The following is a 21,602-nucleotide window of genomic DNA, read 5'->3' as shown; positions in this document are numbered from 1 at the left end:
GACTACGACGAGCTGACGAATTCGCGGCCGGATCGTTCATAGACGGTGGCCCCGGTCTGCGCATCGACCCCTTGCAGGCTGACCTCATAGCCCCACAGCGCCTGAACATAGCTCAGCACCGCATCGCAGCTGTCGCTTTCCAGCAGGATGCCGCGATTGATCTTGTGCTGGAGGCGCAAGTGCCTCTGGCCGAGGAGGTCAACGTCCACGACCTGAATATCCGGATGCCTTGCGCCGATATCATATCGCTCGGCCAGAGTGGACCGAATCTGTTTATAGCCGCGTTCGTTGTGGATCGAGGCGACGTTGTAGACGCGTTCGCTCGCCACGTCCGACAGCACAAACAGCCGCCATTTCCGGATCAGGGCCGGGCTCAGATACTGGCGGATGAAGGACTCGTCGCGGTGATTGGCCCAAGCCTCGAGCATGATGGCGCGCCAGTCGCCATTGCCGGCGATCTCGGGAAACCAGTCGCGGTCCTCTGCCGTTGGCGCGGTCGCAATGCGCTGGAGGTCCCGCATCATATCGAAGCCGAGCGCATAGGGATTGATGCCGGAGAAACGGGGGTCATCGAAACCGGGCTGTAGGACTACGTTGGCATGATTGCGCAGGATTTCCAGCATGGCGCCCTCGCCGATCCGTCCCTGGTCGAACAATGCGTTCATGAGGGTGTAGTGGACGAAGGTCGCGCAACCTTCGTTCATCACCTGCGTCTGACGCTGCGGGTAGAAATATTGCGCGACCACCCGGACGATCCGCAGGATCTCACGCTGCCAGGGTTCGAGGATCAGGCTGTTCTTCTCAAGGAAATAGAGCAGGTTCTCCTCGGGCAGGTTCAGCGCCTTCTTCCGCTCGGCAGCCACGTCCTGTATGTCGCCAGCCTTACCAGCCGCCGCCTGGCGCGGAATCGTGCGCCAGAGGTCGTTATAGGAGCGCTCCTCGTAATCCAGCCGCTCGCGCAGCCCTTCGCGCTGCTTCTCCGAGGACAGCCGCGGCGGGCGCCGATAGCGAAAGACGCCCTGTTCCATCAGCGCATGGGCGGCATCGAGGATGGCTTCGACCGCCGCGACGCCGTGCCGCTCCTCGCAGCGCTGGATGTAGCTCTTAGCGAAATCCAGATAGCCTAAGATCGCGCCGGCATCGGTCCATTGGCGGAACAGGTAGTTGTTCTTGAAGAAATGGTTGTGCCCGAAGGCGGCATGCGCCGTCACCAGGGCCTGCAGGGCCATGGTGTTCTCTTCCATCAGGTAGACGATGCAGGGGTTCGAATTGATCACGAGCTCGTAGGCGAGCCCGCGTCCGCCCTTGCGATAGACCAGCTCCTGATAGAGGAAGTGCTTCCCGAACGACCAGTGCCGGTACATCAGCGGCATGCCGATCGACGAATAGGCGTCCAGCATCTGCTCCGAGGATATGACTTCCATCTGGACCGGGTAGGTATCGAGCCCGAGCTCCTCCTTCGCCACGATGTCGATGGCGTCGTAGGCGTGGGACAATGTCTGGAAATTCCAGTCCGACCCGGAGAACAGCAGACCGCGTCTGGGCGCGTGCTTGAGCATCGGCTCTCTCCCCTCAGTCTCGCTGCACAGAAGGCTGCTTGGTGAAGAGCTGCCGAAAGACCGGGTAGATGTCGGACGCCTTGGCGATGCGACTCATGTCGAAATTTCGCCACCGGTCCTTGACGGCATGATAGGCGCGCCAGAGCGATGTGCCGTTATTGGTCGAGCCGAAGATCTCGCTCTCGCGCTCGTCGATGATCTCGACATAGGCGAAATACTGGCAGAGCCGCATGATCTCGCCGTCCATCAGGCTGAGGCAGCGTTCGGAATCCGTGGCGAGATTGTCGCCGTCCGAGGCCTGTGCGGCGTAGATGTTCCATTCGCGGCTAGGGTAGCGCTTGGCGATAATGCTCTGCATCTCCTCCAGCGCCGTGGAGACGACGGTGCCACCGCTCTGCGTGCTGTAGAAGAACGTCTCCTCGTCCACCTCCTGCGCCGTGTGCGTGTGGCGGATGAAGACGATATCCGTGCGCTCGTAGCGCCGCTTCAGGAACAGATGCAGCAGGACGAAGAAGCGCTTGGCGAGGTCCTTCTCGCGTTCGCCCATCGAGCCCGAGACGTCCATCAGGCAGAACATCACTGCATTCGCATTCGGTTGGGGCTGCGGATCGAAGCGGTTGAAGCGGATATCGACCGGATCGACGAAGGCGATGACCCGCCGCCGCCGCTCCAGCCGGACGAGCTCCGCGCGCAGGGCGCTGCTGCGCCGATAGCGTTCGCCGGGATCCACCCCCTCCTCAGCTTCGAGCCTGGCGAGCTCGCGCAGGATCGCCTCGACGTCCTCGCTCTTGGGACGCCGCAGCGCAATGCGGCGGCCATGGCTGTTGCGCATGGTGCGGGCGATGCTGATATTGGTCGGCGCCCCGCTCACCGAATAGCCCGCCCGCCGCGGCTTGTAGGTCAGGATTTCCCTGAGGTTGAGCTTGACCATGTCGGGCAGCTCGAGATCCTCGAAGAACAGGTCGAGCACCTCCTCGCGCGATAGCACGAAGCGGAAATCATCCTCGGCAACCTGAGATCCCGGGGACGATCCCAAACCGCCTCCGCCCTGCCCCGGCTTCGGCAACTGATCCCCCGGAGAGAAGCGCTGGTTCCCGGGCAGGACATGCTGACGGCGGCCGCTATCCTTCGCCTCGCGGAAGCGCGGCTCGTCGGTTCCATTAGCTGGCATGGAGATGGCCTGCTCGCGATCGACATCGGCGATCTTGCCGGTCCGAATATTGTCTTGGACGCTGCGCTTCAGCTCCGTGCGCACGCGGCGCAGAAAACGCTGGCGATTGCCCAGGCTCTTGTCCTTCGGGTTCAGGCGACGATCGATGAAGATCGGCATGGCGCGCTCCCGGCCGACGGTCAGCCCGCCTTGTTGACCCGCATATACCAGTCGACGAGCCGCCGGACCTGGCGCTCGGTATAGCCACGCTCGACCATGCGTTGCACGAAGCCCTGGTGCCGCTTCTCCGTCACGCTATCCTGCTTCGAGCCGAAGCTGATGATCGGCAGGAGGTCCTCGACCTGCCCGAACATCCGCTTTTCGATCACCTCGCGCAGCTTCTCGTAGCTGGTCCAGGACGGGTTGCGGCCGTTGTTTCTGGCCCGGGCGCGCAATGTGAACTTCACGACCTCGTTGCGGAAATCCTTGGGATTGGCGATGCCCGCCGGCTTCTCGATCTGGGACAATTCGTTGTCCAGGATCTGCCGGTTTAGGATCTGGCCGGTATCCGGGTCCTTGTAGTCCTGGTCCTCGACCCAGGCATCGGCATAGGCGATGTAGCGGTCGAACAGGTTTTGGCCGTATTCGCCATAGGATTCCAGATAGGCCTTCTGGATCTCGTGGCCGATGAATTCGGCATAGCGCGTTGCCAGCTCCGACTTGATGAAGTCGAGATAGGCCGCTTCCGTCTCCTTCGGGAACTGCTCGCGCTTGATCGCACCTTCCAGGATGTACATCAGGTGCACGGGATCGGCGGCCAGTTCCTCGGTGTCGTAGTTGAATGTCTGCGACAGGATCTTGAAGGCAAAGCGCGTGCTGACGCCGGTCATGCCCTCGTCGATGCCGGCGGCGTCGCGATATTCCTGGATGGCCTTGGCCTTGGGATCGAGCTCCTTGAGGTTCTCGCCGTCATAGACGCGCATCTTGGTATAGAGCGGCGAATTCTCGTGCTCGGCGAGCCGCGTCGAGACCGAGAAGCGGCTGAGGATGTCGAGCACCTCGGGTGCGCAGGGACTGTCGGCCAGCTCGCTTTCGCGCAGCAGCTTCTCGTAGATCTGCCGTTCTTCGGTGACGCGCAGGCAATACGGCACCTTGACCACCAGGATGCGGTCGAGGAAGGCCTCGTTGTTGCGGTTGTTCTTGAACTGCAGCCATTCCGACTCGTTGGAATGGGCGAGCACAATGCCTTGATAGGGGAAGCCCCCGAAATTCTCGGTGCCGTTATAGCTGCCCTCCTGGGTCGCGGTCAGCAACGGGTGCAGCACCTTGATCGGCGCCTTGAACATCTCGACGAATTCGAGCAGCCCTTGCGTCGTCCGGTTCAGGCCGCCGCTATAGGAATAGGCGTCCGGGTCCGACTGGCTGAAATTCTCAAGCTGGCGGATATCGACCTTGCCGACGAGCGTCGAGACGTCCTGGTTGTTCTCATCGCCCGGCTCAGTCTTGGCGATGCCGACCTGACGCAGGCGCGACGGCATCAGCTTGACGACGCTGAACTGGGAGATGTCGCCGGAGACTTCGTCGAGCCGCTTCGCAGTCCAGGGGGAGATCAACCCGGTCAGGCGTCGGCGCGCGATCCCGTACTTGTCCTCGAAGAGATCGCCCATGCGGTCCGGCCGGAACAGGCCGAGCGGCGATTCGAAGACGGGGCTGATTTGTCCGCCGACCTTGAGCGTATAGAAGGGACGCTCCTCCATCAGCTTCTTCAGCCGTTCGGCGAGCGATGACTTGCCACCGCCGACCGGGCCGAGGAGATAGAGAATCTGCTTGCGCTCCTCCAACCCTTGCGAGGCATATCGGAAGTAGCCGGCGATACGCTCGATCGTATCCTCCATGCCAAAGAAATCGGCGAAGGCAGGATAAATTTTTATCGTCCTGTTAGCGAAGATGCGACCCAGGCGTTCGTCCTGGCTCGTATCGAATAATTTTGGCGTCCCAATCGCGTCGACCATCCGCTCCGCAGCAGAGGCGTACATCGACTTGTCTTCCCGGCAGCCCAGCAGATATTCCTGCAGACTCATCTCCTCTTGTGAATAACTACTGTAATCGTCAAAAAATAAACGAAAAATCTCGCCGGTTTTGTCAGTCATGGCAGCCATCCAGCATGCATTGGAACTGTCGGCGACAGCACAGCAGATTTAACCGATGATCTCTTCGCGAGTTCCTTTGGGATGGCATTTTCGCAATCGGTAAGCGGAAGTGCTCAGCCGTTCGAAAGATGCGCCCCTGCGGCATCGTTTTTTCCTCAGTCGGCCAGGAACATGTAGGCCTCCATGACTGATGCGGTCGTCGGCGGGTGGGCCGGCGGCACAGAGTCGCCGCCGGCGGCTCCTAGGAAGTTCCGGAAGGAAACGGGCCCCACGACGTACGATCCGAAACACCCGGCAATGGAGAATCGCACGAGTCCGGACGAAATCGCAGCCATTCTCGGCCCGGTCGATCCGATGCTGATCGCCGAGATGGGGACTGCCCTGGAGGAGCTTGCGGAGACCTGGGCCTGGATCAATGCGGACGACGCTCTGATCAACGCAGGCCGCCCGCTACCTTCAGGCCGTGTCGCCGAGTTCGTCGCCCTGCTGGAGCCGTTCGGAGACGACGCGGCGGGCTGACTCGTCCGGCCGGCCGGCACAGCCTCGTTTTGCGCCGAGCAGGCGGGACCATGGGGTGATCACTGCCGCGTTGGGTAACCGGACGTCGATTGCGATTTACTGCAGCCGGAATTCGCCGCTGACCGCACTGAGGTCGGCGGGGCCGATCAGATCCTTGTGAGCCACGGTGATGCGGAACAGCTTGCCGTCGAGCTTGGCCTGCCAGAAGGCAAGGAACTTGTTGAGCTCGGGGAAGCGCGGGGCGAGATCGTAGTCCTGCCAGATATATTCCTGCAGGATCGAAGGGTGGTCGGGCAGACGGTAGAGGATGCCGGCGGTGGTCAATCCGTAGCCGGCGATCTGGCGGGCAAAGTCGGTCGAAGCCATTCCTTTCAGCTCCCTGGTTTCACTGCGCCGATGGCAGCGAATTTCCAACGTCTTGGCAAGCTGAAAAGTTGCGTTTGTGGCGCCTTTTCAGACTGTTAGCACTCGGTCAAAAAAAGTGCTGCCGGCCTCTTGAAGGCAAAAATTTGGCAACCCAAATCATCGCGCGGGCACGGCGCCTCAGGGGCCCGCGGAACCTCGCCGCGAGACCCGCACAGGGCCGGCCCGCTTTGACATGTGACCGACATGGAAACTGGAGGAACTCATGAAGTTTCGGCCACTGCATGACCGCGTCGTCGTGAAGCGCATCGACGCCGAGGAGAAGACCCGGGGCGGAATCATCATCCCCGACACCGCCAAGGAAAAGCCGCAGGAGGGCGAGATCTTCGCCGTCGGCGCCGGCGCGCGCGACGAGACCGGCAAGCTCGTGCCGCTCGACGTCAAGGTCGGCGACCGCGTGCTCTTCGGCAAATGGAGCGGCACCGAGGTCAAGATCGATGGCCAGGACCTTCTGATCATGAAGGAGTCCGACATCATGGGCGTCGTCGAGACGACCGCGACCTTCAAGCAGGCCGCCTGACGGGGCCTCATCCACATCATCAACCTGAAACCTCAAGTCTGAAGGAGTGAGGAATCATGGCTGCGAAGGACGTGAAGTTTTCGCAGGACGCGCGCGAGCGGATGCTGCGCGGCGTCGATACGCTGGCGAATGCGGTGAAGGTCACGCTGGGTCCGAAGGGCCGCAACGTCGTGATCGAGAAGTCGTTCGGCGCTCCGCGCATCACCAAGGACGGCGTCACCGTCGCCAAGGAGATCGAACTTTCCGACAAGTTCGAGAACATGGGCGCCCAGATGGTGCGCGAAGTGGCGTCGAAGCAGAACGACGCGGCCGGCGACGGCACCACGACCGCGACCGTGCTCGCGCAGGCGATCGTCCGTGAGGGCGCCAAGGCGGTGGCCGCCGGCATCAATCCGATGGACCTGAAACGCGGCATCGATCTAGCCGTGGAGGCAGTGACCAAGTCGCTCGGCGAGCATTCCAAGACCATCACCGGCTCGGAAGAGGTTGCGCAGGTCGGCACCATCTCCGCCAATGGCGACCGCACGATCGGCGAGATGATCGCCGAGGCGATGAAGAAGGTCGGCAACGAGGGTGTCATCACCGTCGAGGAAGCCAAGACCGCCGAGACCGAGCTCGACGTCGTCGAGGGCATGCAGTTCGACCGCGGATACCTCTCGCCCTATTTCGTGACCAACACCGAGAAGATGGTCGCGGAGCTGGAAGACCCCTACATCCTGATCCACGAGAAGAAGCTCTCGGGTCTCCAGACGATGCTGCCGCTGCTGGAAGCGGTCGTGCAGACCGGCAAGCCGCTGCTGATCGTGGCTGAGGATGTCGAAGGCGAGGCCCTGGCCACGCTCGTCGTCAACAAGCTCCGTGGCGGCCTCAAGATCGCCGCCGTCAAGGCGCCGGGCTTCGGCGACCGCCGCAAGGCCATGCTGGAGGACATCGCGATCCTCACCGGCGGCACCGCGATCAGCGAGGATCTCGGCATCAAGCTGGAGAACGTCACGCTCGACATGCTCGGCCGCGCCAAGAAGGTCCGCATCGAGAAGGAGAACACCACCATCGTCGACGGCGCCGGCAAGAAGGCGGAGATCGACGCCCGGGTCGCCCAGATCAAGGCGCAGATCGAGGAGACCACCTCGGACTACGACCGCGAGAAGCTCCAGGAGCGCCTGGCCAAGCTCGCCGGCGGCGTCGCGGTCATCCGCGTCGGCGGCGCGACCGAGGTCGAGGTCAAGGAGAAGAAGGACCGCGTCGACGATGCCCTGAACGCGACCCGCGCCGCGGTCGAGGAAGGCATCCTGCCGGGCGGCGGCGTCGCCCTGCTGCGCGCGGTCAAGGCGCTCGAAGGGCTTGTGCCCGGCAATGACGACCAGAAGACCGGCGTCGAGATCGTCCGCAAGGCGATCACCGCGCCTGCCCGCCAGATCGTCGAGAATGCCGGCGGCGATGGCGCGGTCGTGGTCGGCAAGCTGCTGGAGTCGCAGGACTATGCCTGGGGCTACAACGCCCAGACCGGCGAGTATGGCGATCTGGTCAAGGCCGGCATCATCGACCCGACCAAGGTCGTGCGCACGGCGATCCAGGATGCGGCGTCGGTCGCAGGCCTGCTGATCACCACCGAGGCGATGATCGCCGAGGCGCCGAAGAAGGACCCGGCACCGGCGATGCCCGCCGGTGGCATGGACTACTGATACAGGGAGGGCGCCGCGGCTTTCGCGGCGCCCTCTCTCAGGGCCCTCAATCGCACAAGGTATGCCGAGAGGAAGGCCATGCCCTTTTCATCATTGACCGACCCCATCGATTTGGCCCGTGCCGAGGCCGCTCTCGAAAAGGCATGGGCGGAACTCAAACCGTCTCTTGCGGCGGGCTCTGACGAACAGGAGCGGAACAACCTCGCTTATATCATTGCGTCGCTGGTTCCGCTGGCGCTCGACGAGGATGATCTCGCACAGCGTGCGATCGATCGGTTTCGCGAGAAGGCCTAAACGAGGGGCTCAGGAAAATCCCCCGCATTCGCCGCAACTATATCAGGCAGCCGACATGACTGATGATCCGCGGGAATCTAAGGACATCTCCCCATCCGACCGCTTCAAGGCCCTTATTACGAATGCAGAGAGCGCAGCCTATGGGCTCAAGGACAATCTCTTGGCCGTCATGACCCGAGACGGATCCGCAACCTGGCAAACCGTCGCCGCTCACATCGAGGCCCAATTGCCCGGCGCGGGCGAGTTCGCGACCGAACGATTGAACGCCATACTTGCCCTGATCAGAACCCTATCCGGAAAACCCTGATGACAACGACCGCCACGCCCGAGCATCGCAGCTTCGAAGCCGACGTCTCCCGCCTGCTGCACATGATGGTGCATTCGGTCTATTCCGACCGTGACGTGTTCCTGCGCGAGCTGATCTCGAATGCAGCCGATGCTTGCGAGAAGCTGCGCTACGAGGCGATCGGCAAGCCCGATCTCCTGGGCGAAGAACCGAAGCTTGCGATCACCATCTCGGCCGACCCGGAAGCCGGCAAGCTGACCATCGCCGATAACGGCATCGGCATGAGCCATGACGAGATGGTCGAGGCCCTCGGCACGATCGCCCGCTCCGGCACGCGCAGCTTCATGGAGCGGGTCGCGACAGCCGACGGCAAGGACGGCGCGCAGCTCATCGGCCAGTTCGGCGTCGGCTTCTATTCCGCCTTCATGGTCGCCGCGAAGGTCGAGGTCGTCAGCCGTCGCGCCGGTAGCGCGGAAGCCTGGACCTGGTCCTCGGATGGCAAGGGCGAGTTCACGGTGGCGCCTGCGGCGCTGGAAGACGCCCCGGCACGCGGCACGCGGGTGACGCTCCACCTGATGGAGGAAGCCAAGTCTTATGCGGAGCGCTGGACGCTGGAGCGCATCGTCAAGGAACAGTCCGGCCATGTGCCGGTGCCGATCTCGCTGATCACGGAGCCGGGCGCCGATGCGGTAGCCCTCTCCGACGGGGCGGCGCTCTGGACCAGGCCGAAAAGCGAGATCACCAAGGACGAATACGCCGATTTCTACCGCAGCGTTGCGGGACAATATGACGAGCCGGCCGCCACGATCCATTTTCGCGCTGAAGGTCTGCACGAATATACCGCGCTGGCCTTCGTCCCGGGCGCGCGTCCGTTCGACCTCTTCGACGCCGATCGCAAGGGGCGGATCAAGCTCTATGTGAAGCGCGTCTTCATCACGGACGAGGCGGAGCTCCTTCCGCGCTACCTGCGCTTCGTGCGCGGCATCGTCGACACCGCCGACCTGCCGCTCAACGTCTCTCGCGAGATGATCCAGGACAGCCCACTGCTCGCTGCGATCAAGAAGGGGGTCACCAGCCGTGTCCTCGCCGATCTCGCGAAACTGGCCGAACAGGAACCGGACACATTCCGCCTGATCTGGGACAATTTCGGCGTCGTCATCAAGGAAGGGCTCTACGAGGATTTCGCGCGCCGGGAACAGCTGCTCGGCCTCGCTCGCTTCCGGACGACGGCCTCCGGCGAGGGTTGGCGCAGCCTCAAGGACTATCTCGGCGCGCTGAAGGAAAACCAGACCGCGATCTATTACATCGCCGGCGATGATGCCTCCCGGATCGCCAGCTCCCCGCAGCTTGAAGGCTTCCGGGCGCGCGGCATCGAGGTTTTGCTGCTGTCGGATCCGATCGACAGCTTCTGGGCCTCGGCAGCGCCGGATTTCGAAGGCAAGCCGTTCAAGTCGGTGACGCAAGGGACGGCTGATCTCGGTCTCATCCCGCTGCTCGACGGTGCGGCGCCTCCTGCCGCTGAAACGAGTGAGATAATCAACGCCCTGCTCGCTTCGATGAAGGAGATCTTGGCCGACGAGGTTGCGGATGTCCGCTCCTCCGACCGGCTGACCGAGAGCGCGGTCTGCCTTGTTGCGTCAGACAAGGGGCCGGATCGCCAGTTCGAACGCTTGCTCAGCGCCGCGGGGCGCGTCGACAGCGCGGCCAAGCCGATCCTCGAGGTCAACCCGCGTCATGCGATGATCTCAGCCATCGCGTCTGCCGAAGATCAGGCGCTGCGAAGCGACCTCGCCCATCTTCTCTTGGATACCGCCCGCGTCTTGGATGGCGAACGCCCGACCGACGCAAATGCATTCGCCGAAAGGCTGAACCGGCTGGTAACGCGAAGCTTTGGCGACAGCTGAACGACGAAGCCTAGGAGCACGTCGGCGGTGCGGCGACGGTGCCTCCAAGGGGTCGCTTCGAGTCAATCCCTACCCGTCTGACGCGTCGGCCAAAATGTCTCACGCTGGATCGGGAATGGCCATTCGGCCGGCCAAAGCGGGATGTCCGCTTCCAGGCAAGCGACTAATGTCCGGCCGTGGCGCACATCACTACCAAGTCCGAGTTCCGGACGATGTATTCGAACGGCGTGCGGTCTTCGGTCTGGACGAAGACGTCGGCCTGCATGCCGGCGGTGACCCGCTGGGGCGCGAGGCGCGCATATTCCTCTGCCAGGACGGAAACCCCTATTGTGTAGAAGGTCGCGCCGGTCTGCTGGATCGCGACAATGTCGATCCGGCTAAGCCAGCTCTCCAGCAGCGGATTTGCCTGGACGAACAGCGTGAAGCGGCACGGTCCAACCGAGCAATCCCGCCAGGATTCCCGTGCGTTGTCCACGTCGCATTCTGTAGCGACTAACACGCGACAGATCGCCCAATAGGCGAAAGACTCCCGAAAATGGGAGGCGCAGCGCCGCCCGCAGATGCTCCTGCCAACGCAGATTCCGTGCCTCGATCAGTGTTCGCGCGCAAACGGCGGTCGCCAGCAGGGCGATCGTCACCGAAAGCCAGTTCAAGTCCTTGACGACCGGGAGCAAGCCGGCTGTCAGTATGATAGCGGCGCGCCAACGCCGTGCAGGCTGGGCCCGGACCCTGTTGAGGCATGCAGAGGCCCCGGCGAGAACGGCAAGGAAAAGCGCCAACGAGATGCCGAGGCGGTGTCCGTAGAACAGGCCATCCGCAAGCGCGACAAGCAGGGCGGCAGCGCCCAGCTGGGTCGTCAACCGCCCGACCTGTGGACTCGGGTCGGGTTGCAGAGTGTCGTTTTCGAGGGCAGTGGCAGGCATGGCTGTCGATCTCGGCTGGAAACGCCATCGGCGGCAGCGGCTAGCCGGGCCGGGAAGGCGAGGATTTCGGTGCAGGCGTTCGGCACCATGCTCTCCTGCCACCAACCGTCCCTGGCCAGCCGGTGTGGCAACCGCGACGAGAAGGATTTTGGAGCGAGGATGTGCGCAATTGATGCGCGCGGCGATTGGAGCGATTTCGCCGAGTTCGGCAGAGCTTCAGGATTTTCGTGCAGCTTTTGCGCAGATGCGGGCGATCGCAACAGCGATCCGATCGACAACTGCTTGCGGAGATATCCTTCGAAGATGTCGATGCCCTTCTCGATGGCGATTATTCCGCGGGGAGTCGTGCGCAGCGGATTGTGGTTCAGCCCGAAAACAGCACGGTTCTTGCCCGGCGTGGAGTGCTTAGCTATATCCTTAGCTAAGGAGAATGCTCATGGCCCAGTTCTCGGTTCACGATGCGAAGACCAATCTATCCAAACTGATCGCAGACGCCCTGGAGGGCGGAGATGTCGTCATCGCTCGTGGTAGCGTGCCGGCAGTCCGTCTGGTGCCGGTTGCGCCACGCGGCAAGCGGCGCTTTGGGGCACTCAAAGGAAAGATTGCCGTCGATGCGCGCTTTGACGAGCCGTTGCCCGAGGATGAGCTCGTGGGATGGAATCTCACTTGAGGCTGCTGCTTGATACCCATGCTCTGATTTGGTGGCTTGCGGGTGACGAGGCGCTTAGCCGTCGGGCCCGCGAGGCTATCGAGGACGAGGGCAACAGCGTTGCCGTCAGTGCCGCCTCAGCCATGGAGGTTGCCACCAAATTCCGCATAGGCAAGCTCCCTGACGCCGCCCTGCTCGCGCAGGACTTCGAGACGATCATCGCCGATCAGGGTTTTGCTGAACTGGCGATCACCGTCCACCATGCCCTGCGAGCCGGTGAAATGAACATTGCACACAAGGACCCGTTCGACCGCTTCCTGATTGCCCAGGCTCAATCCGAGGACATGGTGCTGATATCGAACGAAGCGCTATTCGACGGCTTCGCAGTCAAACGCCTATGGTAGCCCCCACGGGATAATCCGAATGCCGAAATAGCGCCATCAGGCGACATTCACTGACCGACCGGAAAGGGACCTTCGGTGCTCGCCCTGGCCTGCCCGTCGACACCGAGGAGCTCGCGTTGGCGGTCCTCAATCTCGGCCGACGTATGCGCCGCGGATCAGACGAAATCGCAGGCGCGAGACGAGTCACTGCCATCGAGGCGCCTGAGGGCGTAGCGTGGAGACTCAACCGGCAAACGCAAGTGCTGCGCTCTCCGGACACCAGATCGGTGAAGCTTTCGGTTCGGGAGGTGATCCTGCTCGAGCATCTGGCGGCGCGGCCGGACGAAACAGTTTCGCGGAATCTGATCATGGGCCTGTTCGGCCATGCTCGATCGACCCCGAAAGCCGGCGTTTCGCGCTTCTGGCGCGCCTGCGCTCTAAGCTGAAAGCGGTAGGATGGAATGCCCTTGCAAGTGGTCCACGGCGCGGGCGTGAGGCAAGCGGATAGACATTGTCTGACGTGCCTCAGACGACTCGCGCTTCTCTTTCCTGCGCTTGCCCAATTGCCAGGCTGTGCACGATCGAGTTCAAGCCATGCCGTACGCGAAAGTGGACTTTCCGGATCGGGCTTTGTTACCGGCCTATAGCGGACTCTAGGCCGGAGCACCAAAGTCGGCGCCACCTATACGCTCCTTGTAAAGAATTCGAGACAATGGCGGTCGAGGTTTGAGAACAGCCCTCGTTACGCGTTGCTGCTATCGACAGGGCGAACCCCAGGGACCAAAAGGCCGTCGACGAATATATTGGCGAGGCGCACGACCGTGGCCTGCCATCCCGGCTTATCGTGCAGGTAGCACATGCCGATCAGCGCGCGCAGAATCTCCTCCGCGCTAACATCGGAGCGCAACTCACCCGCTTCCACAGCCCGGTCCAGGAGGGTCCCGATGGCAGCCGTCAGCCGCTCGAAAGAATAGGCGTAGAGGTCGGCGGGTGCGTGCGCCGCCAGCGCCAGGGCCGCGAGCATCCCCTTCTTGGTCGCGACCAGCTGGACCTGTGCCTGCAGCCATTGCCGCAAGGCTTCGACCGGTCCGGCCTCCTTCGCCAGCGTCCCGGCCAGCGCGGCGAGCTGATCGACCTCGTGACGGTAAACCGCTTCGAACAAGGCCTCGCGGGTCGGAAAGTGCCGATAGAGCGTGCCGATTCCAACGCCAGCCTGCCGCGCAACCGCCTCCAGGCTCGCTTCGGCGCGCCCGGTGCCGAAGACCTCGCGAGCGGCTTGGAGCAACCGATCGCGATTGCGAGCGGCGTCCGCGCGGGGCCTGCGTCCGGTGCTGACGGGCTCGTCCTTCATCGCTGCCGACACGAAACTTTCCTGGAAACCTTGTAAAACGGAGGATGCCTCCGTATTGTCAGGGGCGGCCGCGATCGCCGTTCCCGCCTCCGCGACGTGCGATCGCTGGACCCGATGCGCGACGCCGCGGTTGAAGGAGCATGCCCCAAGGCCGCCGCGACAGCCAGACCCAGACGCCTCATTTGATTGGAACGGTGTATGATTTTCTCCATCAACCTGACCATCAACGGTGACTTGCGACGGATCGAGCTCGACGATCCCCGGGTCACCCTTCTCGACCTCCTGCGGGAGCGCCTCGACCTCAGCGGCACCAAGAAGGGCTGCGACCGCGGCCAATGCGGCGCGTGCACCGTGCTCGTCGACGGCCGGCGCATCAACTCCTGTCTCGCTCTGGCGGTCAGCCTCGACGGCGCCAGCGTCGAGACCATCGAGAGCGTCGGGCGGGAGGGCGCGCTGCATCCCGTACAAGAGGCCTTCATCGCCCATGACGGCTTCCAGTGCGGCTTCTGCACGCCGGGCCAGATCATGAGCGCGATCGGGCTAATCCGCGAGGGACAGGCCGGAGACGATCCCGAGCGCATCCGCGAGCTGATGAGCGGCAATATCTGCCGCTGCGGCGCCTATGCCGGCATCACCGAGGCCGTGCTGGACGCGCAGAAGGCGATGGCCGGCGACGGGAGGGCCGCGGCGTGAAGATCTTCGACTATATCCGCCCCGCCTCGGTCACCGAGGCCGTCACCGCAGCCGCGCAAACGGGCGCAGTCTATCTCGCGGCCGGCACCAATTTGCTCGACTTGATGAAGGTGGGCGTGGCCCGGCCCGATCGCCTCGTCGATGTGACGCATCTGCCGGGTCTCGACCGGATCGAGCGTTTGCCCGATGGCGGCTTCCGCATCGGTGCGATGGTGCGCAACGCCACGCTCGCCTATGACACCGGCTTCGCAGAGGCCTTCCCGATGGTGAGCGAGGCGCTGCTCTCGGGCGCTTCCGCGCAATTGCGCAACGCTGCCACGGTCGGCGGAAACCTGCTGCAGCGGACGCGCTGCGCTTATTTCTACGACGTCGAGAGCGCCTGCAATAAGCGCGTCCCGGGCAGCGGCTGCGATGCGCTTCAGGGCGAAAACAACGGCCATGCCGTGCTCGGCTGGAGCCCGTCCTGTATCGCGACGCATCCGTCCGATTTCTGTGTGCCGCTCGCGGCACTCGATGCGATCGTCGAGGTCGAAGGCCGCGACGGTCGCCGCGACATCCTGCTCGACGCGCTGCATCGCCCGCCCGGAGAACATCCGGAACGGGACACTGTACTCGAGCCCAGTGACCTGATCGTGGCCGTCAGGCTTCCGGCCGCCGCAGCAGCCTTCGCGTCCCATAGCCGTTATCTCAAGCTACGCGAGCGCACCTCCTATGCCTTCGCGGTGGTCTCAGCCGCCGCCGCGCTTCAGCTCGGAGCCGGCAGGATCGCGCAGGTACGGCTCGCGCTCGGCAGCGTCGCGGCCAAGCCCTGGCGTTGCCGCAAGGCGGAAGCCATGCTCGTCGGTGCCGAGCCGACGCCCGAGGCGTTCAAGCGCGCGGCCGAGATCGCCCTGGCCGAAGCCAAGCCGTCCGGCCACAACGCTCACAAGATCGAGCTCGCGCGTCGCATCCTCGTGCGGGCGCTGAACGAGGCCGCGGCCGGCACGCCGGCGCGTGCCGCTGCCCTGCCCGCCTCCCCTTTCTCGACCATGCCCGGAGCGCTCGCACATGCCTGAGATCACGCTCAGCCAATCTGCCCGGCATCAGCGCCACGGCTCCAATGTCGGCCAGCCGCTGACCCGCCGCGACGGTGTCCTCAAGGTCACCGGCGCCGCCCCCTACGCCGCCGACCATCACCCCACCGGCATGCTCTACGCAGTGATGGCAGTTGCCGGCATCGCGCGCGGCCGCGTCGCCTCGCTCGATGTCGCTGCCGCCAAAGCCCATCCCGGCGTCGTCGACGTCATGACCCCGGCGCATAAGCCGAAACTCGCCATGGACCCGGACGAGAAGAGCAACCCCTTCATGTTCCGGCTCGACCTGCTGCAGAACGACAAGGTGCGATACCCGCGCCAGCCGATCGCGGTCGTGATCGCCGAGACGCTGGAGGCGGCGACCGAAGGCGCAACACTGCTGGCGCCGGTCTATGAGACGCAAACGGCACGCATCGGCCTCGACGGGGAGCGTTTCGTGCCGCCCGGCGTCGGCGTCGGCAACCCGCCCGCCGTCAGCCATGGCGATGTCGAGCAAGGGCTCAAGGACGCCGCCAAGGTGACCGAGGCGGTCTACGAGACGCCCTCGCAATATCACAACGCCATGGAGCCCCACGCCATCGTCGCGGAATGGACCGAGGCCGGCCTGGTGATCGACACGCCGAGCCAGGGCATGGCGATGGCTCAAGCGCGCATCGCCGGCCTGTTCGGCATCGCGCCGGAGACGATCCATATCCGCAGCCCCTTCCTCGGCGGCGGCTTCGGCTCAAAGGGGCTGGTTGCCGGCCCGCAAGTGCTCGGCATCATGGCGGCCAAGCTGGTCGGCCGCCCGGTCAAGCTGGTGCTGCGCCGCGAGCAGATGTACGGCCCGGTCGGCCATCGCGCGCCGACCCGCCAGACGCTGCGGCTGGGCACGGATGCGGGAGGCCGGCTGACCGCGCTCGATCATCACGCCCTGACGGCGTCGAGCAGCTTCGATGACTTCTTCGAGCCGGCCGCGGATGCCTCGCACACGCTCTATGCGGCGAAGGCGATCGCGACCGCGCATGAGGCGGTGCGCACCGATACGGGGACACCGCTTTTCATGCGCGCGCCAGGCGAGGCGACCGGTTCGATCGCGCTGGAAAGCGCCATCGACGAGGCGGCCTTCGCCTGTGGCCTGGACCCGCTCGCCTTCCGCCTGAAAAACTATGCCGAGGTCGAGCCGATCTCCGGCAAGCCCTTTTCGTCGAAGGCGCTGCGCGAGTGCTACGCGCAAGGGGCGGAGCGTTTCGGCTGGTCGACACGGCCGCTCGCACCGCGTTCGATGCGGGACGAAGCCGGCTTCCTCGTCGGCTGGGGCGTCGGCACCGCGACTTTTCCCGCGCTGATGTTCCAGGCGCAGGCCCGCGCCATCATCAGGGCGGATGGTTCCGGCCGCATGGAGATCGGCGCCCACGACATGGGCCAGGGCGCCTGGACGGCGCTGGCGCAGATCGCCGCGGACGGCCTGGGCCTCGACCTCGACAAGGTCGACTTCGCCTCGGGCACCTCGGATCTGCCCGATGCCGGCATTGCCGGCGGCTCGGCCCATACGGCCACGGCCGGCATGGCAATCCACAACGCAGGCGCTGCGGTCATCGCCAAGCTCGCCGATCTCGCGACCGGCGACGAGCGCTCGCCTCTGTTCGGCGCCGGCAACCAGGGCGTGATCGCCCGCGAGGGCCGCCTGCACCGGCGCGACGACGAGAGCCGTAGCGAGGCCTATCCCGACATCCTCGCGCGGGCCGGCCTGAAGCAGATCGAAGCCAGCGGCAAGGCCGCGGCCGATCCGGCGGCGCAGGAAAACTATGCGATGCACGCCCATGGCGCGGTCTTCGCCGAGGTGAAGGTCGATCCCGATCTCGGCCAGATTCGCGTCAACAGGCTGATCGGCGCCTTCGCCGCGGGGCGGATCATCAACCCGCATCTCGTGCGCAGCCAGTATTATGGCGGCATGATCTGGGGCATCTCCTTTGCGCTGCACGAGAAGGCGATCATCGACAGGCGCTCGGGCCGGATCATGAACGGCGATCTCGCCGAGTACCATGTCCCGGTCAATGCCGACGTGCCGCATGTCGAGGCGATCCTGGTCGACGAACATGACCCGCACGTCAACGCGCTCGGCATCAAGGGCGTCGGCGAGATCGGCATTACAGGTTCGGCCGGAGCCATTGCCAACGCGGTTTGGCACGCGACCGGCATTCGCTGCCGCCGCTTCCCTATCGGGCTGGAGCAGCTGATCGGAACGGCCTGAGCCTGGCGCGCTTGTATCAAGCGCAACGTCATCGCGGCCTGGTGCTGGACGGTTCCGAAACGCGGCCACGATGCTTCAGTGCGCCATGGTCCAACCGACGCCGGCTTCATCGATATGGAGCCGCGGTCCGCCGGCGCTCTGCGCCAAGAGCCAGCGTTCGAGGCCAGCTGGAAAGCGGAAGTTGGTAGGTCCAAGCCATCTCCGTGCGCTTCCAACCGGGCGGTGATTGGGTGGTCTTTGGCGCTCAACCGCAGACAGAAGCGCTCCAGCTCAGCTTTCTCGGTAAAAGATCGCCGGTTCGTGGGCGCGGCTACGCGACGATCTCGTCAGGCTTGTGACGCTTCCTCGGCATCGCGGTCCTGCTGTCTGCCAAAAGACATACTTCAGGGTGGACCAATTCAACGGGGGTGGATCAGTGCCACAGCCATCCGGGCGCAAGGGGAGTGAGAGCCCGCATTTGACTCCAATGACGCGCGCAATGGATTGTCATTCCCTTCGGATCGGGAGGAAACCATGGCTAAGAGCAATGAGATTCCCGCAGTTCGCATCGCCGGATTCCAGGTCTTCCGAGGACCTGACGCCATCGCTGTTCGCTTCGAACTGATGACCGCGCCTGGCAGAAACGAGTCGATTACCATCGCACTGACACCGACCGGGGCGCAGGAGTTGGCCAAACAACTCGCGCACGAGCCTACTGCGGGAACCCCGGAGACCACGCCTGATACCTCGCGCCAGTAGCTGCCGAAGGCGCCCTCGCCCCGGGCCAAAATCGCCGAAGACTTGATGACGAGCGACATGCGGATGGGGAGTGAGATGCCTGATCCCGGCTACGAGGCCAAATATGGTAAGGGTCCGCACCTAACGGCCGATGCAGTGGTCGTGCGCGGGAACGAAATTGCGCTGGTCCGGCGAAAGAGCAGCGGGCAATGGGCTTTGCCTGGTGGTTTCCTCGACCAGGGCGAGACCTTCAGCGATTGCGCGATCCGGGAGTTCAAGGAAGAGGCAGGGGTCGACTTGCGGGCCACGCCGGGGCTCATCCTCCGTGTCTATCGGCCTCTGGCGTTCGATACGATCGAGAGAGATCCGCGGAGCCGCATCATCTCGGGTGCCGTTCTGATCACCCTGTCGGAGGAGATTAAGCGGCCGGAGCTCTTTGCCGGCGATGACGCTGAGGCGGCGCAATGGACGAGGTGGTACGCTATCCCAAAGCTCTATGCCGACCACAACACCATGGTGGAGGCATTGTTGGCACCTTACCGCGCCCAAGAAATTGGTGAGGTCGGCGAAGACGCTGGCTTCTAATGACTCCGAAGAGCCTCGGCAGCGAAGCGCCGCAGATTCACGGGCTTGGCGAATTGGTCCCGCTCACCCCAGCAGCCGGTCCGTGGAATGTGGCAAAACCTTGCTAGGCAAGTGCGTGAATGCTTTTCTGCGCCTCATGCGAGGAGTAAATGGGGCGAAGCGGCGGCATGGCATCCGAACCACGGCTCGACAACTTACAAGGGTTGAGAGGATTTGCCGCCCTCCTGGTGCTCGTTGAGCATACCGCGAACGCGATTTCGACGCGCTTCCTGGGGGTTACTCCGTACGACTCGCCCTTGGCGATCTTTCCCTTCGCAGCCGGCGTAGACATCTTCTTCGTCATATCCGGTTTCATTATTGCGTTTTCCAGCCGTTCGCTGTTCGGAAAGCCGGGGGCGTGGAAGAGCTTCCTCCTGCGTCGTCTTGCGCGGGTGGTGCCGTTGTACTGGTTGATGACCGGCGTCATGATCTGCGCCTTTATTTTGATCGGGAGCCGTGCCTGGAGCGACGCTTCGTGGTCGCAAGTTGCGGCATCTTTCCTTTTCCTGCCGACCGTTAATGTCGAGGGGATTATCTTTCCTATCCTCGCCATCGGCTGGACGCTCAACTACGAGATGGCGTTCTATGCCTTATTCGCAGTCGCACTTTGTTTCCCCCAACGGATAGCGTTGGTCTTTATTGTGGGAATGCTTGTGCTGCTCGTTGCGCTGGGAAAGCTATTTGAGCCGGCGACACTGGCGCTGCAATTTTGGACCAATCCGATTGTCCTGGAGTTCGCAGCAGGTGTTTGCCTCTACGAGCTCCATCGCTCAAGCCAGCTTGCTCTCCGCGGCATGGCGCAACTCGGCCTCTCCCTGGCGGCTCTTTTCTGTTTCACCATGACCGCTGGCGAGCCCGGGCCATGGCGCTGGATCGTGTGGGGCGGCCCCGCGGCGCTTCTCGTGGCAGCTGCGCTTGGAACGGCTTCGTTGCAGGGCAAACTCGCCAGGGGCAGCAGCCGGGCCGGGGACTGGTCATACGGCATCTATCTCACGCATTTCCCGATCGTGATGATTGGTGCCATGACCTGCCAGGTCCTGCTCCCGCAGACGAATTGGGTTTGGTTCAGCCTCTTTCCTGTTTTCGTACTGATTGCAACGCTTGCCGCCGCGGCTCTCCTGTACCGCGTCGTCGAGCGGCCTTTCATGGATCTGGCGAGCCAAGCCGTTGCCCATCAAAATCGGCCACAAGGTCCGCATACAGGGGAAGCGCTGATCTCGGCTACAAGGCCGAATATCGTAAGGGATCACATCTGACAGCCGATGCCATATGGCGCGGGGAACGATCACCGCTTCGGCGAAAGAGCGGCGGCCTAAGACGATGGCTTCTAGACAATCTCGAAGAGCCTGAGCAGCGAAGCGGCCATCACGATCCATGCCGCTGCCACAAGGGCCGCCCTTCCTGATTGCCCAAGGCCCGGCGCCAGCGAGGCAGGGCGGCCTGCGCGCCCTCTCCTCGGCATTGTCCCGGCCTGTCTGCTCCCAGTGGCCATCTACAACTCGCTCATTGCCGACCGAGGACGGACAACGCGAGCTTGACCTTCGCGCCGGCTGAAATGACTCAGGCTGAAGCCTTGGCCCGACCGCGCTTCGGAGCCGCCGGCGCCGGCGCCGTCTTCCGACGCTGCAGGCCGAGGCCCAGGGACTTGGCCAGATTAGAGCGGGCCTCAGCGTAGTTCGGCGCGACCATCGGATAGTCCGGAGGCAGATTCCACTTCACGCGGTACTGATCGGGCGTCATGTCGAACGCTGTACGAAGGTGACGCTTAAGCGATTTGAACTTCTTGCCGTCTTCCAGGCAAATCAGGAAATCCGGCGTAATGGATTTCTTGATGGATACGGCGGGGGTCGCCTTTTCTTCGGGAGCCGACACGGGATCCTCGGCAAGCCCAGTGAGCGCTGCGTGCGTGCTAGCAATCAACGCCGGAAGCTCGGCCATCGGCACGCTATTGTGCCCGACGAATGCCGAAACGATATGCGCGACCAGGTCGACGAGCGCTTCGTTGTTTTCCGACATTTCCAATCTCCCGTGGGCATTGCAGAGAGCTTACGATTCTTTCCTTTTATTACAGAGTTTTTATTTGGCAACAGATCTATAAGAACTTTTATTAGAGTGTTGAATCGGACGCTTGGTACCCGTGTTTCCCACCGTTCGGTGGAAAATGGACATCGCCTTCCTCAGGCACATGACATGTAAGTAGGTTTGAGTCGCCCCGAGAACGGCGCAATCGCGCTTGCATCTGTCGGGTGGGAACGCTTGGGGATCCTTGGACACGTCGTATGGAAGCTTCGGGCCGCTTTGGCTTGCTCATGGCAGCGCTGATCCCTCTGCTAGGATCTCCGCCGGCATATGCTCAATCGATCCCCGAGAAGGCGAATTTCGACCCAGCCGCTGGAGTGCGCCCCTGCGGGTAGACAGGATCAGGCTGCGGTTTTGATCGTGAGCCGGGCGTGTTGATCCTCGAACTGC

Annotated in this window: 22 protein-coding genes; 15 read left to right on the top strand and 7 right to left on the bottom strand. The window is 63.4% G+C overall.

The genetic code is table 11. The features are described from left to right. Positions 1–2 precede the first annotated feature (2 nt). Genes AB6806_RS19410 through AB6806_RS19400 form a run of 3 tightly spaced genes read right to left on the bottom strand, consistent with a single transcriptional unit; the run spans position 3 to position 4,859 of the window. Positions 3–1,559 carry a SpoVR family protein gene (locus tag AB6806_RS19410; RefSeq protein ID WP_370955230.1) on the bottom strand — a complete coding sequence of 519 codons (1,557 nt, stop codon included), beginning with the start codon at positions 1,557–1,559 and terminating at the stop codon, positions 3–5. 13 nt (positions 1,560–1,572) lie between these two features. Beyond that, a complete protein-coding gene (locus AB6806_RS19405) occupies positions 1,573–2,889 on the bottom strand; it encodes a YeaH/YhbH family protein (protein WP_370955229.1) in 1,317 nt (438 codons plus the stop codon). 20 nt (positions 2,890–2,909) lie between these two features. Then, on the bottom strand, positions 2,910–4,859 hold the full coding sequence (locus AB6806_RS19400) for a PrkA family serine protein kinase (protein WP_112765082.1): 1,950 nt from the start codon (positions 4,857–4,859) through the stop codon (positions 2,910–2,912). 183 nt (positions 4,860–5,042) lie between these two features. Between AB6806_RS19400 and AB6806_RS19395 the strand changes: the two genes are divergently transcribed. Next, complete coding sequence (locus AB6806_RS19395; protein ID WP_370955228.1) at positions 5,043–5,378, top strand: hypothetical protein; 336 nt, start codon at positions 5,043–5,045, stop codon at positions 5,376–5,378. 96 nt (positions 5,379–5,474) lie between these two features. Here the strand turns inward: AB6806_RS19395 and AB6806_RS19390 are convergent, their stop codons facing one another. Next, positions 5,475–5,744 (bottom strand): usg protein, encoded by a 270-nt coding sequence (locus AB6806_RS19390; RefSeq protein WP_092156555.1) that lies wholly within the window; start codon positions 5,742–5,744, stop codon positions 5,475–5,477. 262 nt (positions 5,745–6,006) lie between these two features. On the opposite strand from AB6806_RS19390, the gene groES reads away from it, so the two are divergent. The 5 genes from groES to htpG all read left to right on the top strand — a co-directional run bounded on the left by groES (position 6,007) and on the right by htpG (position 10,487). Beyond that, on the top strand, positions 6,007–6,321 hold the full coding sequence (groES, locus tag AB6806_RS19385; protein ID WP_370955227.1) for a co-chaperone GroES: 315 nt from the start codon (positions 6,007–6,009) through the stop codon (positions 6,319–6,321). 56 nt (positions 6,322–6,377) lie between these two features. Then, complete coding sequence (gene groL, locus AB6806_RS19380) at positions 6,378–8,003, top strand: chaperonin GroEL (RefSeq protein ID WP_370955226.1); 1,626 nt, start codon at positions 6,378–6,380, stop codon at positions 8,001–8,003. Positions 8,004–8,081: 78 nt separating this feature from the next. After that, positions 8,082–8,297 (top strand): hypothetical protein, encoded by a 216-nt coding sequence (locus AB6806_RS19375; RefSeq protein ID WP_370955225.1) that lies wholly within the window; start codon positions 8,082–8,084, stop codon positions 8,295–8,297. Between the two features lie 55 nt (positions 8,298–8,352). Next, on the top strand, positions 8,353–8,604 hold the full coding sequence (locus AB6806_RS19370) for a hypothetical protein (RefSeq protein ID WP_370955224.1): 252 nt from the start codon (positions 8,353–8,355) through the stop codon (positions 8,602–8,604). Next, on the top strand, positions 8,601–10,487 hold the full coding sequence (gene htpG / locus AB6806_RS19365) for a molecular chaperone HtpG (RefSeq protein ID WP_370955515.1): 1,887 nt from the start codon (positions 8,601–8,603) through the stop codon (positions 10,485–10,487). Before AB6806_RS19370 ends, htpG begins: the two co-directional genes overlap by 4 nt. A gap of 163 nt (positions 10,488–10,650) precedes the next feature. Here the strand turns inward: htpG and AB6806_RS19360 are convergent, their stop codons facing one another. Then, the gene (locus tag AB6806_RS19360; RefSeq protein ID WP_370955223.1) at positions 10,651–10,962 is read right to left on the bottom strand and encodes a hypothetical protein; all 312 of its coding nucleotides are present in this window, start codon (positions 10,960–10,962) and stop codon (positions 10,651–10,653) included. Between the two features lie 884 nt (positions 10,963–11,846). Between AB6806_RS19360 and AB6806_RS19355 the strand changes: the two genes are divergently transcribed. The 3 genes from AB6806_RS19355 to AB6806_RS19345 all read left to right on the top strand — a co-directional run bounded on the left by AB6806_RS19355 (position 11,847) and on the right by AB6806_RS19345 (position 12,888). Further along, positions 11,847–12,080 carry a type II toxin-antitoxin system Phd/YefM family antitoxin gene (locus AB6806_RS19355; RefSeq protein WP_112765061.1) on the top strand — a complete coding sequence of 78 codons (234 nt, stop codon included), beginning with the start codon at positions 11,847–11,849 and terminating at the stop codon, positions 12,078–12,080. Then, positions 12,077–12,463: a type II toxin-antitoxin system VapC family toxin gene (locus AB6806_RS19350; RefSeq protein ID WP_038357976.1), complete on the top strand. Its 387-nt coding sequence runs from the start codon at positions 12,077–12,079 to the stop codon at positions 12,461–12,463. Before AB6806_RS19355 ends, AB6806_RS19350 begins: the two co-directional genes overlap by 4 nt. A 116-nt stretch (positions 12,464–12,579) precedes the next feature. Then, positions 12,580–12,888 (top strand): hypothetical protein, encoded by a 309-nt coding sequence (locus AB6806_RS19345; RefSeq protein ID WP_370955222.1) that lies wholly within the window; start codon positions 12,580–12,582, stop codon positions 12,886–12,888. A gap of 296 nt (positions 12,889–13,184) precedes the next feature. Here the strand turns inward: AB6806_RS19345 and AB6806_RS19340 are convergent, their stop codons facing one another. Beyond that, positions 13,185–13,793 (bottom strand): TetR/AcrR family transcriptional regulator, encoded by a 609-nt coding sequence (locus tag AB6806_RS19340; protein WP_370955514.1) that lies wholly within the window; start codon positions 13,791–13,793, stop codon positions 13,185–13,187. Positions 13,794–13,991: 198 nt separating this feature from the next. On the opposite strand from AB6806_RS19340, the gene AB6806_RS19335 reads away from it, so the two are divergent. The 6 genes from AB6806_RS19335 to AB6806_RS19310 all read left to right on the top strand — a co-directional run bounded on the left by AB6806_RS19335 (position 13,992) and on the right by AB6806_RS19310 (position 20,389). Further along, complete coding sequence (locus tag AB6806_RS19335) at positions 13,992–14,486, top strand: (2Fe-2S)-binding protein (protein ID WP_370955221.1); 495 nt, start codon at positions 13,992–13,994, stop codon at positions 14,484–14,486. Next, positions 14,483–15,541 (top strand): FAD binding domain-containing protein, encoded by a 1,059-nt coding sequence (locus tag AB6806_RS19330; RefSeq protein ID WP_370955220.1) that lies wholly within the window; start codon positions 14,483–14,485, stop codon positions 15,539–15,541. Before AB6806_RS19335 ends, AB6806_RS19330 begins: the two co-directional genes overlap by 4 nt. Then, entirely contained in the window at positions 15,534–17,792 is a 2,259-nt protein-coding gene (locus AB6806_RS19325) for a xanthine dehydrogenase family protein molybdopterin-binding subunit (RefSeq protein ID WP_370955219.1), read from the top strand. The genes AB6806_RS19330 and AB6806_RS19325 overlap by 8 nt, the downstream gene beginning before the upstream one ends. Positions 17,793–18,305: 513 nt before the next feature. Further along, positions 18,306–18,530 carry a hypothetical protein gene (locus AB6806_RS19320; RefSeq protein ID WP_370955218.1) on the top strand — a complete coding sequence of 75 codons (225 nt, stop codon included), beginning with the start codon at positions 18,306–18,308 and terminating at the stop codon, positions 18,528–18,530. A gap of 45 nt (positions 18,531–18,575) precedes the next feature. Continuing rightward, positions 18,576–19,094 carry an NUDIX domain-containing protein gene (locus AB6806_RS19315; RefSeq protein WP_370955217.1) on the top strand — a complete coding sequence of 173 codons (519 nt, stop codon included), beginning with the start codon at positions 18,576–18,578 and terminating at the stop codon, positions 19,092–19,094. Between the two features lie 167 nt (positions 19,095–19,261). Next, positions 19,262–20,389: an acyltransferase family protein gene (locus AB6806_RS19310; RefSeq protein WP_370955216.1), complete on the top strand. Its 1,128-nt coding sequence runs from the start codon at positions 19,262–19,264 to the stop codon at positions 20,387–20,389. Positions 20,390–20,693: 304 nt separating this feature from the next. Here AB6806_RS19310 and AB6806_RS19305 read toward each other — a convergent pair whose 3' ends face one another. Beyond that, the gene (locus AB6806_RS19305) at positions 20,694–21,149 is read right to left on the bottom strand and encodes a Ros/MucR family transcriptional regulator (protein WP_370955215.1); all 456 of its coding nucleotides are present in this window, start codon (positions 21,147–21,149) and stop codon (positions 20,694–20,696) included. Positions 21,150–21,602 lie beyond the last annotated feature (453 nt).

Source organism: Allobosea sp. RCC_152_1 (assembly GCF_041360765.1).
Taxonomy (GTDB): Bacteria; Pseudomonadota; Alphaproteobacteria; order Rhizobiales; family Beijerinckiaceae; genus Allobosea; species Allobosea spartocytisi.
The sequence above is the reverse complement of the archived record's forward strand: the minus strand, read 5'-3'. Positions and strand labels throughout refer to the sequence as shown.